A 14,988-nucleotide genomic window follows, 5' to 3' on the forward strand; every position below is an offset into this window, starting at 1 on the left:
TTTTCTATCCGTAAACTTTCAATTATCAACTCTTGTTTCATAGGAGAAATCAATATGTTAAAATTTAAAAATATAACTACCAATGAGAAGAAACCCTATCTTAATAATTTAAATTTAAATGTTTCAAATGGAAGATTTGTCCTTTTAAATTATAAATCTAAAATAGAAAAAGATAAGATGATCGACTTAATCTGCCAGCTTGATACTCCTAAATCCGGTGGTATCATAATCGGAGGTAAAAACCTCTCTAAATTTAATTGTCGTTCAAAAATAATCCATAAAAGAATAGGAATTTGTTTTGAAGATTTGAAACTTATACAAACAAAAGATGTCCTAGCAAATATAACTCTTCCTTTGGAGATCCATACAAAATTATCTCCTAAAAAACTCATTGAAACAGGTGAGAAGCAGTTAAAAAATTTCGGTCTTTTAGAGAAAAAAAATAATTCTTTAACAACTCTAAATTTAGAGGAAAAGCAAAGACTCAATATTGCCAGATCTCTAGTTTTAGATCCTGAATTGATTATCTTAGATAATCCTCAAATTCATTTAAAAATCGAAAAAATTGAGAGTTTGATGAAATATTTTCAAGATCTCAACAGCAAGGGAAAAACTATAGTAATTTTTACCAACAATAAAAAAATTGAAAATATGATAAATTGTGACAAATATATCTTAGAGAAGGGAGCAATATCCAATGTTTAAAAAAATACGTCAAATGAATACCGAGATAAATGAATTGATCCAAAAAAATATAACCTACTATACCCTTAGTTTTACTACTTTGATCTTTGCATTTTTATTTTTTAATATAAGTGTTATCTCCATCTATAACATCTATCAGAGCAATAAAACTTTAAACAAAAGTTATACTCTCAGTGTGTATATGAACAACAACGTCTCTCAAAATAGTATTGAGAAGATTGAAAAAAACATTCTAAACCTTGATGGTATTGAACAAATCAGCTATATAAACAAAGAACTAGCATTTAAAAAATTAGCTGATCAATTGGGTCTCAGCAATCGTGGAATAGGTAACCCTCTTTTAAACTCTTTCATATTAAAGACTGAGGGAGAAAAAAACTTAAATCAAGCAAAAGTTATCATCGATGAGATCGACGGTGTAAAAGAAGTCGTCATCAATCAAAAAACTATCAGTACATTAGATGAAAAAATCAAAAGAAATAATAAACTTCTAATTGGACTGCTTTTAATCACATTGCTTCCTATAAAAATAATGATATTTAATATAATGCATAGTAGTGTTGTCAGTCAAACTCATGATATAGAAGCTAAATTATATTTGGGGATGGAAAAAAGGGAGATCTTAAGACCTTATTATTTTATAAATAATATAAAATTTATCTCAGCAGCGATTATAGGGAGTTTAACATTTTTAAACCTCTATGAATTTATTCGAAGTGAGATAGCTGGATTAAATTATATAGTTCCAACCATCCAGGCTGGAATAGTTGTAGGAATCATAATTATCCTTGTCAGTTTAATTTTTCCATTTGTATCTTTTAACTTAATAAAGGTTAAGAGGTAGATCTATGAAAAAATTAATATTTTTCCTGACTTTGATGATTATTACCACAAATACATTCTCCAATAGTCTCGATGAAAAAAAAAATCAGATCAACAGAATAGAAAATGAGATCAAAAGAAAAGATGAAGAGATCAAAAAAAATACTCAAAAAATCAAAACTATAAATAAAAAAACAGAAACCCTGAAAGAACAGATAATTCGTGTAGAAAAGGAATTAAAGATTATTGAAAGTGAAAAAGAACTCCTAAAGATAAAGATTAACGTAGTCAGCAGAAAGGTAGACTATGGTAAACGGAATCTAAAATTCAGTTCTAAGGAACTTACCAATATGGAAAATGATTATGTAGCGATGCTTCAGTCGTGGCAGAAAAAAGATATAACCGATGAGATCGATACCTATAATTTTAAAGAGATTTTAAAAGCCAACCAAGAGAGACAGGATGAGATCAAAAGTGTCCAAAATAATATAAAAAAAGTAAAAGAAGACATAGAAAAAGAACAGAGAAATCTAAAAAAACTCCAATCCCAATTGGCGTATAAAGAACGACAGCAAGAGAGCAAAAAGAGACAGCATAATAACCTGATTGCCCAGTATAATAAAGACAAGAAACTAACTACCGCTAAGACAAAACAAGCCAAAAATACGATAACAAACCTTCAAAAGCAAAAAGCTGCCATTGAAAAAGAGATTGATAATATAATCAGAACAAGAACCAAACAACTAGGAAATGTAAATTATTCCACTGTTGCCAAAAACTTGGGAAGTTTTAAAAAACCTATCTCAGGAAAAGTTGTGGTCGGATTCAATCAAGCCAAGGTCGGAGGAATTCGTAGTTCAGGACAGGAGATCCAAGGAAACTTAGGAGACCGAGTTGTTTCTGCAAATAAAGGTAAAGTTATCTATGCAGGTAAATTTATGAATATGGGAAAAGTTGTCATGATAGACCACGGATATAACTTGATCACTATCTATGGAAACCTAATCTCTAACTATGTAAAATTAGGGCAGACGGTAGGTAAAGGTAGTGAAATTGGAATTTTAGGACTTAACTCCGATGGAAGATCATATCTTTATTATGAGACGAGATTTAACCTTAAATCTTCTAACCCAAATAATTTTTAGAGATATCTAAAGACTAACTATAGTTAAAAAACTAAGATCACATAATCAGCCTAGGGATGAGAAGCTTCTAGAGAGACCTATATCTCTAGGTTGAAAAAATATACATCATATATTTGACCATTGGTCACATAGGGGGAGAAAGATGAAAAAAAAGGTATGTATCATATATAATACCTCTAAAAAAGATGCAATAAAATTTTATGAAGTATCCAAAGAATTCTTCGAAAATTGCGGTGTAGAGGTCCAGTCAGAGATAGAGGGATCAGCTTTTGTCGTGGTTATCGGTGGAGACGGAACTCTCCTACAGGCCAGCAAAGATATAGCTAATCACAATAAATTTGCTATTGCTGTAAATATGGGAAGTCTTGGATTTCTTACAGACATAAGAAGGATCGAAGCTCTTCAAGTTTATGAAGATGTTTTGATGGGAAACTACAAATTAGAGGAAAGACACATGTTAGAAGTAGAGGTCAGAGGAGAAAAATATACGGGACTCAATGAAGTGGTTCTGGCAAAGGGAGGAATCCTGCAAAAATTAATCAGAATTAGAGCTTCAGGGGAATACTATATCAATACCTACAGAGCAGACGGATTAATTATTGCTACTCCTACAGGATCAACTGGTTATTCCCTTTCTGCAGGAGGACCCATCATCAGATCAAATTTAGACGTACTTCTAATTACTCCTATCGCTCCACACAACTTAAGCACTAGACCTATAATAGTAGACGGGAAAGAGGAAATCACACTAAGATTAGAGGGTAGAGAGGATTCTGCCTATATAGCTGTCGACGGAGATGATGCTATCGAGGTTACCAAGGAGGATACTATCAAGATCAGATATTCAGATAAAAAACTGAAGTTAGTGCTGCCAAAGTCGAGAAATTATTATTCTGTTTTAAGGGAAAAATTAAAGTGGGGAGATAAGATATGTTAAGGGAACTTCGAATTGAAAATTTAGCAATTATAGATAAATTAGAATTAGAATTTCAAGATAAATTAATAGCTCTCACAGGGGAGACAGGGGCAGGGAAATCTATTATCCTTACAGGTATCAACCTTCTTATTGGTGAAAAAACTAATATGGAGATGCTCCGGGATGGAGCTGACTACCTTCTGGCTGAAGGTGTCTTTGATGCCAATGAAAATCAAGTGGAAGAACTCCATGAGATGGGAATAGACGTAGAAAATAATGAGATAATCGTTCAGAGAAGGATGGAATCCAATGGCCGGGGAAAAGCTTTTGTAAATGGCAGAAGAGTCCCTATGAGCAACCTAAAGGAGATCATGGGAACCTTGGTTGATATCGTAGGCCAGCACTCCCATCAGATGCTCCTTCACAGAGGAAATCATATAAAATTAATCGATAGATTTTTAAATAAAGATGAACACCTTATCAAAGATCAACTGGGAGATATTGTTTCTAGCTATGAGGAGATCCACAGACTCCTCATACAGCTTTCGGAAACAAGAAATAATATCAAAGAGAAAAAAGATCTCTACGAATATCAGCTGGCAGAAATTGAAGAGGTAAACTTATCTAAAAATGAAGATGAGGAATTAGAGGATGAATATAAGATCCTTTTTAATGCCGGGAAGATTACTGAAAAATTAAAAAATTCCTACTATAGTATAAGTGATGGAGAGGTAAATGTAACTTCTTTACTCCATGGAGTGAAAAAAAATATGGAATCCCTTTCTCAATATGGGAAAGACTATGAGGCTATCTTTGAAAAAGTAGAAAAAATCTACTATGAAGTTGAGGACCTCACATATAATATAGAAAACATTCAAGATAATATGGATGTAGATGAGTACCGGCTGAATGCTGTAGTAGATAGATTAGACAAGATAAATAACCTCAAGAAAAAATACGGAGAAGATATCTCAGAAATCTTAGAATATCGGGATAAGATAAAGAATGAATTAGATCTTTTAGATGAAAGTGATTTTGAAGAAAAAAAATTAAATAAAAAAATACAAGATCTCCTAAAAAAATATAAGGAGATCGCTGGTAAATTATCTACTGTCCGTAAGAGTAAAGCTAAACTTATCGAAGAACACCTTACCTCTGAGCTTGTATATTTAAATATGAAAGATGCTAGATTTAAAGTCGATTTTAAAGTCGATGAGAAGATCTCAAGGTCTGGAATGGATATAGTAGAATTCATGATTGCTCCCAACCTAGGGCAGGAGATGAAACCCCTTGCTAAGGTAGTTTCTGGGGGAGAGATGAGCAGGATCATGCTGGCTCTAAAGGTAATATTTTCAGCTGTAGATAATGTTCCTATACTGGTATTTGACGAGATTGATACTGGGGTAGGAGGGGAAACAGTGAGAAAGATCGCCGATAAACTATATGATATTGGAGAGAATGCTCAGATCATATGTATAACTCATTCCCCTGCAATTGCAGCTAAGGCAAGCCAGCAATTTTATATTAAGAAAAAAAATATTCAGGGAAAAACAATAGCTACAGTAAAAAATCTAAATCCAGAAGAGAGGATAGATGAGATCGCACGAATGTTGGCAGGAGATCAGGTCAGTGACAGTGTAAAAAATCATGCAAAAGATCTGCTGAAGGGGTGAGAAGATGCTCAGCAAAGTACCGGGATTCAAAGAATTTGAAAAACATATGAAAGACAGCAGCTTTAGTTATAACAGCTGCGAAGCCTACAAAAAAGATATCGATGATTTTTTTATCTTTATAAGATATAAACCTCTAAATGAAATAATAGAGGAAGATATCTTAAACTTCATAAAAGACCTAAAAAAAGTCTATTCCAATAACAGTATCAACAGAAAAATAATATCTATTCGAGGATATTTAAAATATTTTTACAAAAATGGTATAATTGATAGTCTGCCCATGGAAAAGATAAAAAATCTTCCTCCTGAAAAAAGAACTTTAGAGATACTGAGTTCCGAGGAGGTTGAGAAATTAAGAGAAGTTATGGATGATTCTCCCAAAGAATACAGGGACAACATCATCTTAGACATCCTCTATGACACCGGTATTTTAATCTCAGAAGTTTTAGATCTCAGATGTGAAGACCTAATCTCAGAAGATTATAAAATTATTACTCAAATTAAGGGTGTTAAGATAAATAAGATTTCTTTAGACAGCTCTTTAAGTGAACGATTGAAAATATTTATAGAAGAAAAAAGAGATTCATTAAGAAATAAAAATACCAAGATATTTTCCAGTGTTTCCAGGCAAAATTATAGAGCCAGACTTATAAAATATGGTAAAAGAGCCAATCTAAATAGAGAGATCTATACCCATATGATTAGAAATTCTGTATTAAAAAATATTTTGGACACAGAGGGAGCTCATGTTGTAAAGGATAGAATGGGATATTCTACCATTCAAAATACCAGTCTTTACAGCAGCAGAAATACTCAGCAGATTAAAAAGATATATATGGAGATAGGAATCGGAGACGAATAACCTCTGCTTTTTTTAAAAAAGCAGGAGATAATAATAAAGATTAAAATTTAACAGGAAAAAAGGAGATTTAATGAAAGCAGGATTTATTGCAGTAGTAGGAAGACCAAATGTAGGAAAATCTACATTGATGAATAAGATAGTAAATGAAAAGGTAGCTATAGTTTCTAATAAAGCTGGAACAACTAGAGATTCTATCAAGGGGATATTAACTATCCAAGATACACAATATGTATTTATTGATACCCCAGGAATCCATAAACCTAAACATCTTTTAGGTGAACATATGACTAACACAGCTATCAGCGCATTAAGAGAAGTAGAAGCTGTTATGATGGTATTAGACGGAACTCAAGAGATCAGTACAGGAGACCAATTTGTTTTTGATAAAATTATGAAAGCTCCTAATACCCCTAGAATTGCCGTTATCAATAAGATTGACCTTATGAAAGATGAGGAAATCGAAGAAAAAATTGGAGAAATCAAAGCAAAATTAGGAGATTTCCATAAGATTGTAACTATGTCAGCTGAATATGCTATCGGTATTCCTAAATTATTAGAAGCTATCGATCCATTTTTAGAGGAAGGAATCATGTACTATCCAGAGGATATGTATACTGATATGCCTATGTATAAGATGATTATAGAGATCGTAAGAGAAAAAATATTAACTAGAACTAGAGATGAAATCCCTCATTCTATTGCTGTTGAGATCATCAATGTAGAGAGAAGAGAAAATGGTAAAGATAAATATGATATCAATATCTATGTAGAGAGAGATTCTCAAAAAGGAATAGTTATCGGTAAAAGAGGTGCCCTTTTAAAAGCTGTTGGTACCGATGCTAGAAAAGATATCGAGACTTTATTAGAGAAAAAAATCTACTTGAACCTTTGGGTTAAAGTTAAAGATAAGTGGAGAAAGAAAAAGCCATTCTTAAAGGAAATGGGATATAACTTAGATGAATTATAAACAACGTGACGTTGTATCCAGACAGGCATAATTTAGGATTTTACAATCTTTAATTTACTTCATTAATTTATACTTTGTTTAAATAATAATAAAAGGAGGATTTTTCCTCCTTTTTTGCTAATACTTATAAGTTAACCACCAATTTCGTTAGCCTTAACGACTTTCAAAAAAAACTTATACACTAACTTAGAACACTTTTGAAAAATGATTTTTTATTTCGTAATAATACGTAACAAAAAGGAGAGGGAAATGGGTAAAAAATATAAGATACTTATTATCAGTGATACAGAAATTTTAGGACGATATCCCATGGATAAGCTAAAAAAGATGTTTTCTGATATTGATTTTATAATCTCAGCAGGAGATCTGGGAAATGATTATTTAGATTATCTTTTTACAACTCTCAATAAGGATATCATCTATGTCAATGGAAATCATGTCCACAAAAAAGGACACGATATCTCATTCTGTAAAAATATAGATGGAAAAATCATAAGATATAAAGGTCTAAAAATATTTGGTTTAGGAGGAAGTAAAAAGTACTCCTACCAGGAAAATCAATATTCAGAATTTGAGATGACTCAAAGGATAATTTTAAATTTAGGTTACCTTTTCTGGGGAAGGAAACTAGATATCATGGTAACCCACACTCCTCCACGGAGGATAAATGATCGGGAAGATTTTACCCATCAGGGATTTGAAGTATTTCATAAAATTTTAAAGTATTTTAAACCTAAATTATGGATCCACGGACATATTCATCTGGTTTCTCATATGGATACCCAGGAGACTACCATAGGTGATACTCGGATTATCAATGCCTATGGATATAAAGTTATAGAATATATGAAAAATTAGGAGGTCTTTATGAATAATTCATATATCCAGGAAGAAGCTAAAAATGCTTACGATAAATTTGTCGGGAAGGGAAAGATCTTAGGAATTTCAGTGGGCCACAGGGAAGAATTAAAAAAGTTTTCAGATATACAAAAAAAACTTTCAGCCTATAACAACTCCCACCTAGGACTTCAAAGTGTTCCCCTCTCTAAAATTGTAGGTAGTGTGCAGAAAACTGAAGATTTTAAGAAGGGGTTTATTCCTAAAAACAGTATCGTCAAGATTAGATGGTGCAATATCTATATCGAGATGCTGGGAGATTTTAAACTCCCTCCAGTTGAACTTTATAAAATAAGAGATGAATACTATGTCTATGACGGTAACCATAGGATCTCTGTGGCTAATTTCCTTAATTTTTCATCTATAGAAGCAGTTGTAACGGAATTTTTTTCAGGAAAAGATACTGAAGAGGAGATAAACTATAGGGAAAAATTTAAATTTACCAAACAAACTCAGCTTAATCTTGATTTGACAGAGAGCGGTGACTATAAAAAAATCCTGTATGATATTCAAAGTTTGGAAGGTCATGGGAACATTATCGAAAAATCTAAATATTGGCATCAAAATATATACACTCCAATTATAAAAATTTTGCAATTTAATGGGATGGTTTTAGAGAAAAGGTTAGAGGGTGACCTCTATATAAAATTTTTAGAGCATAGAAGATATTTGATCAACAACACTAAAAAATATGATTACTCCTATGCTCTGGTAGATTATCTAAATATGGTCTACCTGCAAAATAAGTACACTATCCAGACTCAAATAAAGATCAATCGCTATATAGATTCCCTCATTAGAAGGCTCTATAAGTTAGATAAAGAAAGTTCTATGGCTCAACTTCAAAAGGATAAACTTTTAGACCTCCGAGAATTAATTAGAGGTGATTTTACAGATGAACTCTATTTTTCCAAAGTAATTAGGAGGGATATCAGGTCATGGTATTACACAAAACTTCGAACAACTATCGATATTTTTAAAGACAAATCTAGATTATTCGAACAATCCAGATTAATTCAAAATAATCAGCTTAAATTATACAGAGAATTAAAAGACTATATGAATTATTATAAAAAAAATTATTCCAATGTCTCCATAAGAGAAGGAATTTTAGACTATATCCTGGAGATTTTAATCCCGACATTTGACTATCTTTCCCATAAAAAAATAAATGAAGATGAATTTGTTGAACAATACTTTAAATTCAGCCATAGAAAAATTAAATTTTTAAAAAATGGAAAAAATATAGGCTTGGAAGAATTAGAAGACCTCTACTTAGATATTGGATCGGAAAGTTCTACCATCCAGGACTGGCTCTCTAAAACACTGAAAAAGGAAAAAACTTTTAAGGGTGATATCCTCAAGGGAGTCAAAGAACTCCTCCTTATAAAGGGGCAGGATGTAGATACTTTTGTTGAATTGATGGACCTTTACGAGGGAACTACAAACTATAAGACTATCCTGCATATAAAAAAACAGATATGGGACTTTGTAGAACAAAATCATTCCGGTGACTGGGTCAAAGAAAAATTTGCTCTTGATATAGAAAATTTAACTCACAACAAAGAGGGGTTAAAGTTTTTTAAAACCGAGAGATTTATGCACTTTATCAGGGGAAAATCAAACACCTATACCATCATTGATTTCTATATGGATATCATCCATTATAAGGAAAAAAATGACATTGAAAATGCAATAGATATAGATACGTTACTGATGCAGTATATTAACAGATAGGAGGACAAATGATAAAAGCTATTATGCTCGATCTAGATGGGACATTATTAGATAATCTTCATAAGATCAGCGAGACAAATAAAAAAGTACTAAAAAAGTTAGAGAATAAAGGTGTAAAGATATTTTTAGCAACTGGTAGAAGTTTTGAATCTATGAGGTCATACCATGAGGAACTTAATTTAACGACTCCTGCTATCTGCTATAATGGAGCCAAAATAATATATCACAACGGGGTTGAAAAAGAGTATCCTATAAAGGAAAGATCACTAAAAGCACTGATAGAGATTGCTAGGGAGCATAAAACTCATCTAAATCTATACCAGCATGAGATATGGTACTCTGAAAATATCCAAAACAAAGAAACTGAAATATATAAAGAGATTTCAGGACTAGAACCTGTAGAAAAAGATTTTAATCATTTGGATGAGATGTTTTCCACAAAGGCCCTCTATGTAGGGGATCACGAAGATCTATTAAAGATAGAAAAAGATATAAAGGATAGGTTAGGAGATTACGTCTATACTACTTTTTCAAGACCATTTTTTCTGGAAATTTTAGACGGGAATGTCAACAAGGGCACGGCTATGAAAAACATCATGGAGGCTGAGAATATCTCTCTGTCTCAGGTTATAGCCTTTGGAGATGGGTTAAACGACAAGGAGATGTTGGAAACTGCCGGAGTCGGAGTTGCTATGGACGGTGCCTTCGAAGAATTAAAGCAGGTTGCTGACCATATAACTGCCTCTAACGATGAATCTGGAGTAGGAGAATTTTTAAAGAAATATTTATAGCTCTTTCTTTAAAAACTTACAATAGATAAAAAATCTCCTCCTAAATTAATTTAGGAGGAGATTTTTTATCTCATTTTTATCTATTTTTACAATTTCCCAATAGCTTATCTAATCTTTGATCTTTTTGATATAACGTCAGAGTTGAACTTCCAAGGTCTTCTAACTGTGTCTTTTCACCGTTTGCAACTTCAATAATTTTTTTAATTATATTATTACCTACATTATCAACAGTATCTGATCCATTCATTATCCCTCTTGCATCGATATCCATATCATCATTGAATAGATCTTCATTTCCACTTATACGAATAACAGGAATAATTGGGTTGTTAAATCCCGCAGCTCCACTTGTCCATAAAACCATTTGAGCTCCTAAAGATGCAAAATTTACTCCAGCTCCACCACATAACATTGTTGTTTCCGATAGGTAAAATCCACTCTGTTTTGGTTTATCAATAAAATATTTATTGATCTCTAAAATATCTTTTATTGGTTTGGTACCCATTTTATAAAGTGCACCAAGTGATTTTTCCTCAATAGTAGTAAGTCCTCCTACACTATTACCAATACTCATTGTTTCAACATTTGTTCCTTCTACACTCCATCTTAACCTTTCAGCTTCAATCAATGAATCTATTTTATTAAACACTTCTTGAGAAACAGCACGCCTTCTTAGATTTTCTTGGCACCCTTGAAGTTCAAATAATTCTCCACCAATTCCTATTCCACCTGCATCAATTAATTTATCAATAGCATTTCCTGCACTAGGATTAGATGCCATTCCAGAGCTCGTATCCGACCCACCACACTTGACACCTACTATCAATTCAGCAATCGAAACATCTTCTCTTGGAGTTTTGTTAATCTTATCTGATATTGTTTTTAATTTTTGGATTCCTGTCTCAATTGTTCTACGTGTCCCGCCATTTTTTTGACACGTCAGTATATCTACAGGCTTACCTATTTTGGCAATTGGTTCAGCGATTTGCTCAGGTAAAATACTTCCACACCCCATTGCAATAACTAAAACTCCTCCAACATTTGGATTTTTTCCAACTGCTATCATTTGGTTAAAAGTTTCTTCATTTCCACCAAGCATACAAGTATACGAATTAGTCAAAACTACTGAATCTTTTACTTTTTCTGAAATATTTCTGGCAATTCCATCACAACATTCATCTACTGCTATAATCAGAGTTTTATTTCTAATCCCGATACTTCCATCTTCTCTTCTATATCCTTTAAAGTTCATTTACTTCACCTTCTTTTTGTATAACTTTAATTTGTCTCATTATTTCTTTTTTAAATTCTCTTGGAATATCTACTGTTAAACTTTTTACATTATGTACATGCACTAAGTCTCCTTTTTTTATATCTTCTGTACACACCCCTATAACTTCACCATATTTATAAATTTTGTCTCCATTATTAATATCATTTAGAGCGATTTTATTCCCATGGGGTATCATTTCGTTAGAGTATATATTTGTCAAATGTTCTCCATTAGATAGGTAAATATGGGCTTCTTTATTTTTTCCTAAATCAACTAATGCTGTTGCAACATTATCTTTTTCATCCTTTTTACTAAATCTATTCATAACTTCATCCTTTTCACTAAATTTATTTATAATTTTCTTCTTTTTCATTATCAATTAAAACATAATTATTTTCTTTTTTTGTATGAACTTGGTAATCTTTTACCATCCATTTAATCCATCCATAAACCATTATTATCATAAGGAATATTATCGGTACTCCTGTAATAATTGCTGCTGTTTTGATTGTATTTAAATTTGCTCCTATAAAGATCATTACTAAAGGAACTAAAGCTAATAATACACACCAGAACAATCTATGAATTGGATGTGGATTTTCATTTGATTTTAATCCAGGTGTAGCTGTAGACGCCATTGTAAACGCTGCTCCGTCTAAAGTTGTTGCTAAAAATAATACAGCTATAATTGAGAACATCATCATGAATACACTACCTAAAGGTAAAGTTTTCATAACTTCGATTATGGCAAATGTATCTTTACCTGCACCTAATAAACCAGTCATGTCAACCAAGCCTCTCAGTTGTCTGTCTATAGATAAACTTCCAATTACTCCAAAGAAAGAAAAACATCCAATACTTCCACTAACTAAAGTATTTATAATCACTGACCTAATAGTTCTTCCTTTTGAAACTTTTGCAATAAATATTCCTGTAAATGGAGCATAAGTTATCCAGTATAACCAGTAAAATATTGTCCATGACTGAGGAAATCCAGTTTGACCTATTGAATCTGTAAATAAACTCATACCAACAAAATTTTGTAACATTAATCCAAGTGAATTAGTAATATTATTCATGATAAATAAACTAGGACCTAAAACTACAATTGCTAATAGGAAGAAAATCGCTAATTTACCATTCCAATCTGATATTCTGGCCATTCCTTTTTCGATACCAATATATGAACTGAGGGAATAAACTATGGAAATTAATAAAATTAATGCAACATTCATTCCAAAAGTAGGTGTGATCCCAACTACAGCACATAATACCTGTGAAACTAGAGGCACTGATACTCCTAAAGTAATACTTAATCCACCAAAGCAGATGAAAATAAACATAACATTAATAATAGTAGCAAGAACACCATCTTTTTTTATTCCGGTAATTTTGCTGATTATAGAACTAAGGCTAAGACCTTCGTTTTTTCTAACATAAAAATGGTAACACATTGGTAATCCGACTAAAGCATATAACGTCCAAGCACTGAATCCCCAGTGGAACATATTGTACGGCAGTGCCATTTCAAATGCTCTTATTGAATTAGCTTCTATTCCTAATCCAGGATTTCCTATATAATAAGCCCATTCTATAAATGCCCAATAAATAGTAGCTGATCCCAATCCACAACTAATCATCATTGCAACCCATTTAAAGGTCGTATGTTCAGGTTTATGATCACCTAGTTTAATGTTTCCGTATTTGGACAATGCTACACCTATTAATAATACAAAACCTGAAAAAGTAAAGATTAATGTAAACGACCCAAACCAATTTGTCATTTTACCGAATATTATATTTGCAATTTTCTGAGAAGCTTCAGGATTTGTATATAATAATCCAACGAGTAGAATAACAAAAAATATACTAATTGAGATTAATACTTTGTCGATTCTGGCCCCTTCTATTTTTTTTTCTATTTTTAATTCTCCAACATTTACACCTGTTTTTTTATTCATTTTTCCCCCTATTTTTTACTTAAATAAATCACTAATCTTTACCCTATATTTTTCAATTATTTCTTCATCAAGTTCAATTCCAAGACCTGGTTTATTACTGACGTTGACATATCCATCTTTAAAAATTGGAGCTCCTTTAACTAATTTTGTCACTAAAGGACTTTGACTTTCAGAGAATTCCATCAATGTTCCATACTCTCTTGAAGCTAAAAACTGTACAGAAGCCGCAAGTAAAATTCCAGTACTAAATCCATGAGGGATCAATCTTACTCCATGCATTTGAGACATATCATATATTTTTTTTATTTCAGTAATCCCACCACATCTAGTGATATCTGGCTGAACTATATCGGCATCATATTTCTCTAAAAATTCTCTAAATTCATGCACGGTAGTCAGAGCTTCTCCTCCTGCTAATTTAGCTTCTACACAGCTAGAAAATTTTGCATATCCATTTGAATCATCAGCCAAGATAGGTTCCTCTATCCAATTTAAATTAAATTCCTTCAGTCTATTCGCCATATAGATAGCGTGACCTGATGTTCTCCACTTGGTAGCTAGATCTATTTGAAGTTCAATTTCTTCTCCTATCTCTTCCCTTACAGCCTTAACAATATTATAATCTGTATCTGGGTCTTCTCCGAAAACTCCTCCACCAAACTTAAGACTTTTAAAACCTTTGTCCACAAGACGTCTTGCTTCCTCTTTATTTTTTTCTAAATCACTATATGGAATAAAAGTTCCATATGCCATTATCTCATCTCTATATTTACCACCTAAGAGTGTATGAACTGGAACACCATAGTGTTTTCCTGCAATATCCCAAAGAGCTATATCGATTGCACTGATTGCGTGAATCCCTGCTCCTCTTCTTCCCATATAATTAGATGCCCAATACATCTTATTCCATAATTTTTCAATTTCTAGTGGATTTTCACCGATCAATAATTCCTTTAATCCATAGCAATATAGATTTGAATTGGGAGTCTCTATTATTGACTTTATAACAAGTGGTGATGAATCACTTTCACCTATTCCTACAATCCCGCAGTCTGTATGTACTTTTACAATAACTGCGTCATCACCCCAAGTACATGTTTTCCCTATTTCTGGAACTCTAAGTATAATTACCTCAATATCTGTTATTTTCATGTTAACCTCCTATTATCTTTTCACTTATACGTTTAGCAAAAATCGTGCCAAACCTTATTTATCAATGATTTAAAAGATAAAAAAAGT

14 protein-coding genes are annotated in these 14,988 nt (G+C 32.2%); 10 read left to right on the plus strand and 4 right to left on the minus strand.

Going from position 1 to position 14,988, the window contains the following annotated elements; genetic code table 11:
* The first annotated feature begins 54 nt into the window (after positions 1–54).
* From K337_RS0110695 to K337_RS0110740, 10 genes are all read left to right on the plus strand, one after another.
* Positions 55–705 (plus strand): ATP-binding cassette domain-containing protein, encoded by a 651-nt coding sequence (locus K337_RS0110695; RefSeq protein ID WP_028856606.1) that lies wholly within the window; start codon positions 55–57, stop codon positions 703–705.
* Positions 698–1,549 (plus strand): cell division protein FtsX, encoded by an 852-nt coding sequence (locus K337_RS0110700; RefSeq protein ID WP_028856607.1) that lies wholly within the window; start codon positions 698–700, stop codon positions 1,547–1,549. The genes K337_RS0110695 and K337_RS0110700 overlap by 8 nt, the downstream gene beginning before the upstream one ends.
* Positions 1,550–1,553: 4 nt before the next feature.
* Positions 1,554–2,672 carry a murein hydrolase activator EnvC family protein gene (locus K337_RS0110705; RefSeq protein WP_028856608.1) on the plus strand — a complete coding sequence of 373 codons (1,119 nt, stop codon included), beginning with the start codon at positions 1,554–1,556 and terminating at the stop codon, positions 2,670–2,672.
* Positions 2,673–2,814: 142 nt separating this feature from the next.
* The gene (locus K337_RS0110710; RefSeq protein WP_028856609.1) at positions 2,815–3,609 is read left to right on the plus strand and encodes an NAD(+)/NADH kinase; all 795 of its coding nucleotides are present in this window, start codon (positions 2,815–2,817) and stop codon (positions 3,607–3,609) included.
* Positions 3,603–5,261 (plus strand): DNA repair protein RecN, encoded by a 1,659-nt coding sequence (gene recN, locus K337_RS0110715; protein WP_028856610.1) that lies wholly within the window; start codon positions 3,603–3,605, stop codon positions 5,259–5,261. The genes K337_RS0110710 and recN overlap by 7 nt, the downstream gene beginning before the upstream one ends.
* A gap of 4 nt (positions 5,262–5,265) precedes the next feature.
* Entirely contained in the window at positions 5,266–6,123 is an 858-nt protein-coding gene (locus K337_RS0110720) for a tyrosine-type recombinase/integrase (RefSeq protein WP_028856611.1), read from the plus strand.
* Positions 6,124–6,193: 70 nt separating this feature from the next.
* A complete protein-coding gene (gene era / locus K337_RS0110725; protein WP_028856612.1) occupies positions 6,194–7,090 on the plus strand; it encodes a GTPase Era in 897 nt (298 codons plus the stop codon).
* A 249-nt stretch (positions 7,091–7,339) separates the two neighbouring features.
* Positions 7,340–7,948, plus strand: coding sequence for a metallophosphoesterase family protein (locus K337_RS0110730; RefSeq protein WP_028856613.1), 609 nt, complete (start codon positions 7,340–7,342; stop codon positions 7,946–7,948).
* Positions 7,949–7,957: 9 nt separating this feature from the next.
* On the plus strand, positions 7,958–9,724 hold the full coding sequence (locus K337_RS0110735; protein ID WP_028856614.1) for a hypothetical protein: 1,767 nt from the start codon (positions 7,958–7,960) through the stop codon (positions 9,722–9,724).
* Between the two features lie 8 nt (positions 9,725–9,732).
* Positions 9,733–10,515, plus strand: a complete 783-nt coding sequence (locus K337_RS0110740; RefSeq protein ID WP_037029338.1) for a Cof-type HAD-IIB family hydrolase — start codon at positions 9,733–9,735, stop codon at positions 10,513–10,515.
* 76 nt (positions 10,516–10,591) lie between these two features.
* Here the strand turns inward: K337_RS0110740 and K337_RS0110745 are convergent, their stop codons facing one another.
* The 4 genes from K337_RS0110745 to K337_RS0110760 are packed head-to-tail and all read right to left on the minus strand — an operon-like array spanning position 10,592 to position 14,901.
* The gene (locus tag K337_RS0110745) at positions 10,592–11,767 is read right to left on the minus strand and encodes a UxaA family hydrolase (protein ID WP_028856616.1); all 1,176 of its coding nucleotides are present in this window, start codon (positions 11,765–11,767) and stop codon (positions 10,592–10,594) included.
* Positions 11,757–12,161 (minus strand): UxaA family hydrolase, encoded by a 405-nt coding sequence (locus tag K337_RS18265; RefSeq protein ID WP_245584883.1) that lies wholly within the window; start codon positions 12,159–12,161, stop codon positions 11,757–11,759. Before K337_RS18265 ends, K337_RS0110745 begins: the two co-directional genes overlap by 11 nt.
* A complete protein-coding gene (locus K337_RS18270; protein ID WP_084140857.1) occupies positions 12,136–13,749 on the minus strand; it encodes a BCCT family transporter in 1,614 nt (537 codons plus the stop codon). The genes K337_RS18265 and K337_RS18270 overlap by 26 nt, the downstream gene beginning before the upstream one ends.
* Positions 13,750–13,764: 15 nt before the next feature.
* Positions 13,765–14,901 (minus strand): mandelate racemase/muconate lactonizing enzyme family protein, encoded by a 1,137-nt coding sequence (locus K337_RS0110760; protein WP_028856617.1) that lies wholly within the window; start codon positions 14,899–14,901, stop codon positions 13,765–13,767.
* Positions 14,902–14,988 lie beyond the last annotated feature (87 nt).

Source organism: Psychrilyobacter atlanticus DSM 19335 (assembly GCF_000426625.1).
GTDB classification, from domain to species: Bacteria; Fusobacteriota; Fusobacteriia; order Fusobacteriales; family Fusobacteriaceae; genus Psychrilyobacter; species Psychrilyobacter atlanticus.

Coding starts and splice junctions, on each gene's coding strand:
- K337_RS0110695 (WP_028856606.1), top strand. CDS start 55: ATGTTAAAATTTAAAAATATAACTACCAATGAGAAGAAACCCTATCTT.
- K337_RS0110700 (WP_028856607.1), top strand. CDS start 698: ATGTTTAAAAAAATACGTCAAATGAATACCGAGATAAATGAATTGATC.
- K337_RS0110705 (WP_028856608.1), top strand. CDS start 1,554: ATGAAAAAATTAATATTTTTCCTGACTTTGATGATTATTACCACAAAT.
- K337_RS0110710 (WP_028856609.1), top strand. CDS start 2,815: ATGAAAAAAAAGGTATGTATCATATATAATACCTCTAAAAAAGATGCA.
- recN (WP_028856610.1), top strand. CDS start 3,603: ATGTTAAGGGAACTTCGAATTGAAAATTTAGCAATTATAGATAAATTA.
- K337_RS0110720 (WP_028856611.1), top strand. CDS start 5,266: ATGCTCAGCAAAGTACCGGGATTCAAAGAATTTGAAAAACATATGAAA.
- era (WP_028856612.1), top strand. CDS start 6,194: ATGAAAGCAGGATTTATTGCAGTAGTAGGAAGACCAAATGTAGGAAAA.
- K337_RS0110730 (WP_028856613.1), top strand. CDS start 7,340: ATGGGTAAAAAATATAAGATACTTATTATCAGTGATACAGAAATTTTA.
- K337_RS0110735 (WP_028856614.1), top strand. CDS start 7,958: ATGAATAATTCATATATCCAGGAAGAAGCTAAAAATGCTTACGATAAA.
- K337_RS0110740 (WP_037029338.1), top strand. CDS start 9,733: ATGATAAAAGCTATTATGCTCGATCTAGATGGGACATTATTAGATAAT.
- K337_RS0110745 (WP_028856616.1), bottom strand. CDS start 11,767: ATGAACTTTAAAGGATATAGAAGAGAAGATGGAAGTATCGGGATTAGA.
- K337_RS18265 (WP_245584883.1), bottom strand. CDS start 12,161: ATGAAAAAGAAGAAAATTATAAATAAATTTAGTGAAAAGGATGAAGTT.
- K337_RS18270 (WP_084140857.1), bottom strand. CDS start 13,749: ATGAATAAAAAAACAGGTGTAAATGTTGGAGAATTAAAAATAGAAAAA.
- K337_RS0110760 (WP_028856617.1), bottom strand. CDS start 14,901: ATGAAAATAACAGATATTGAGGTAATTATACTTAGAGTTCCAGAAATA.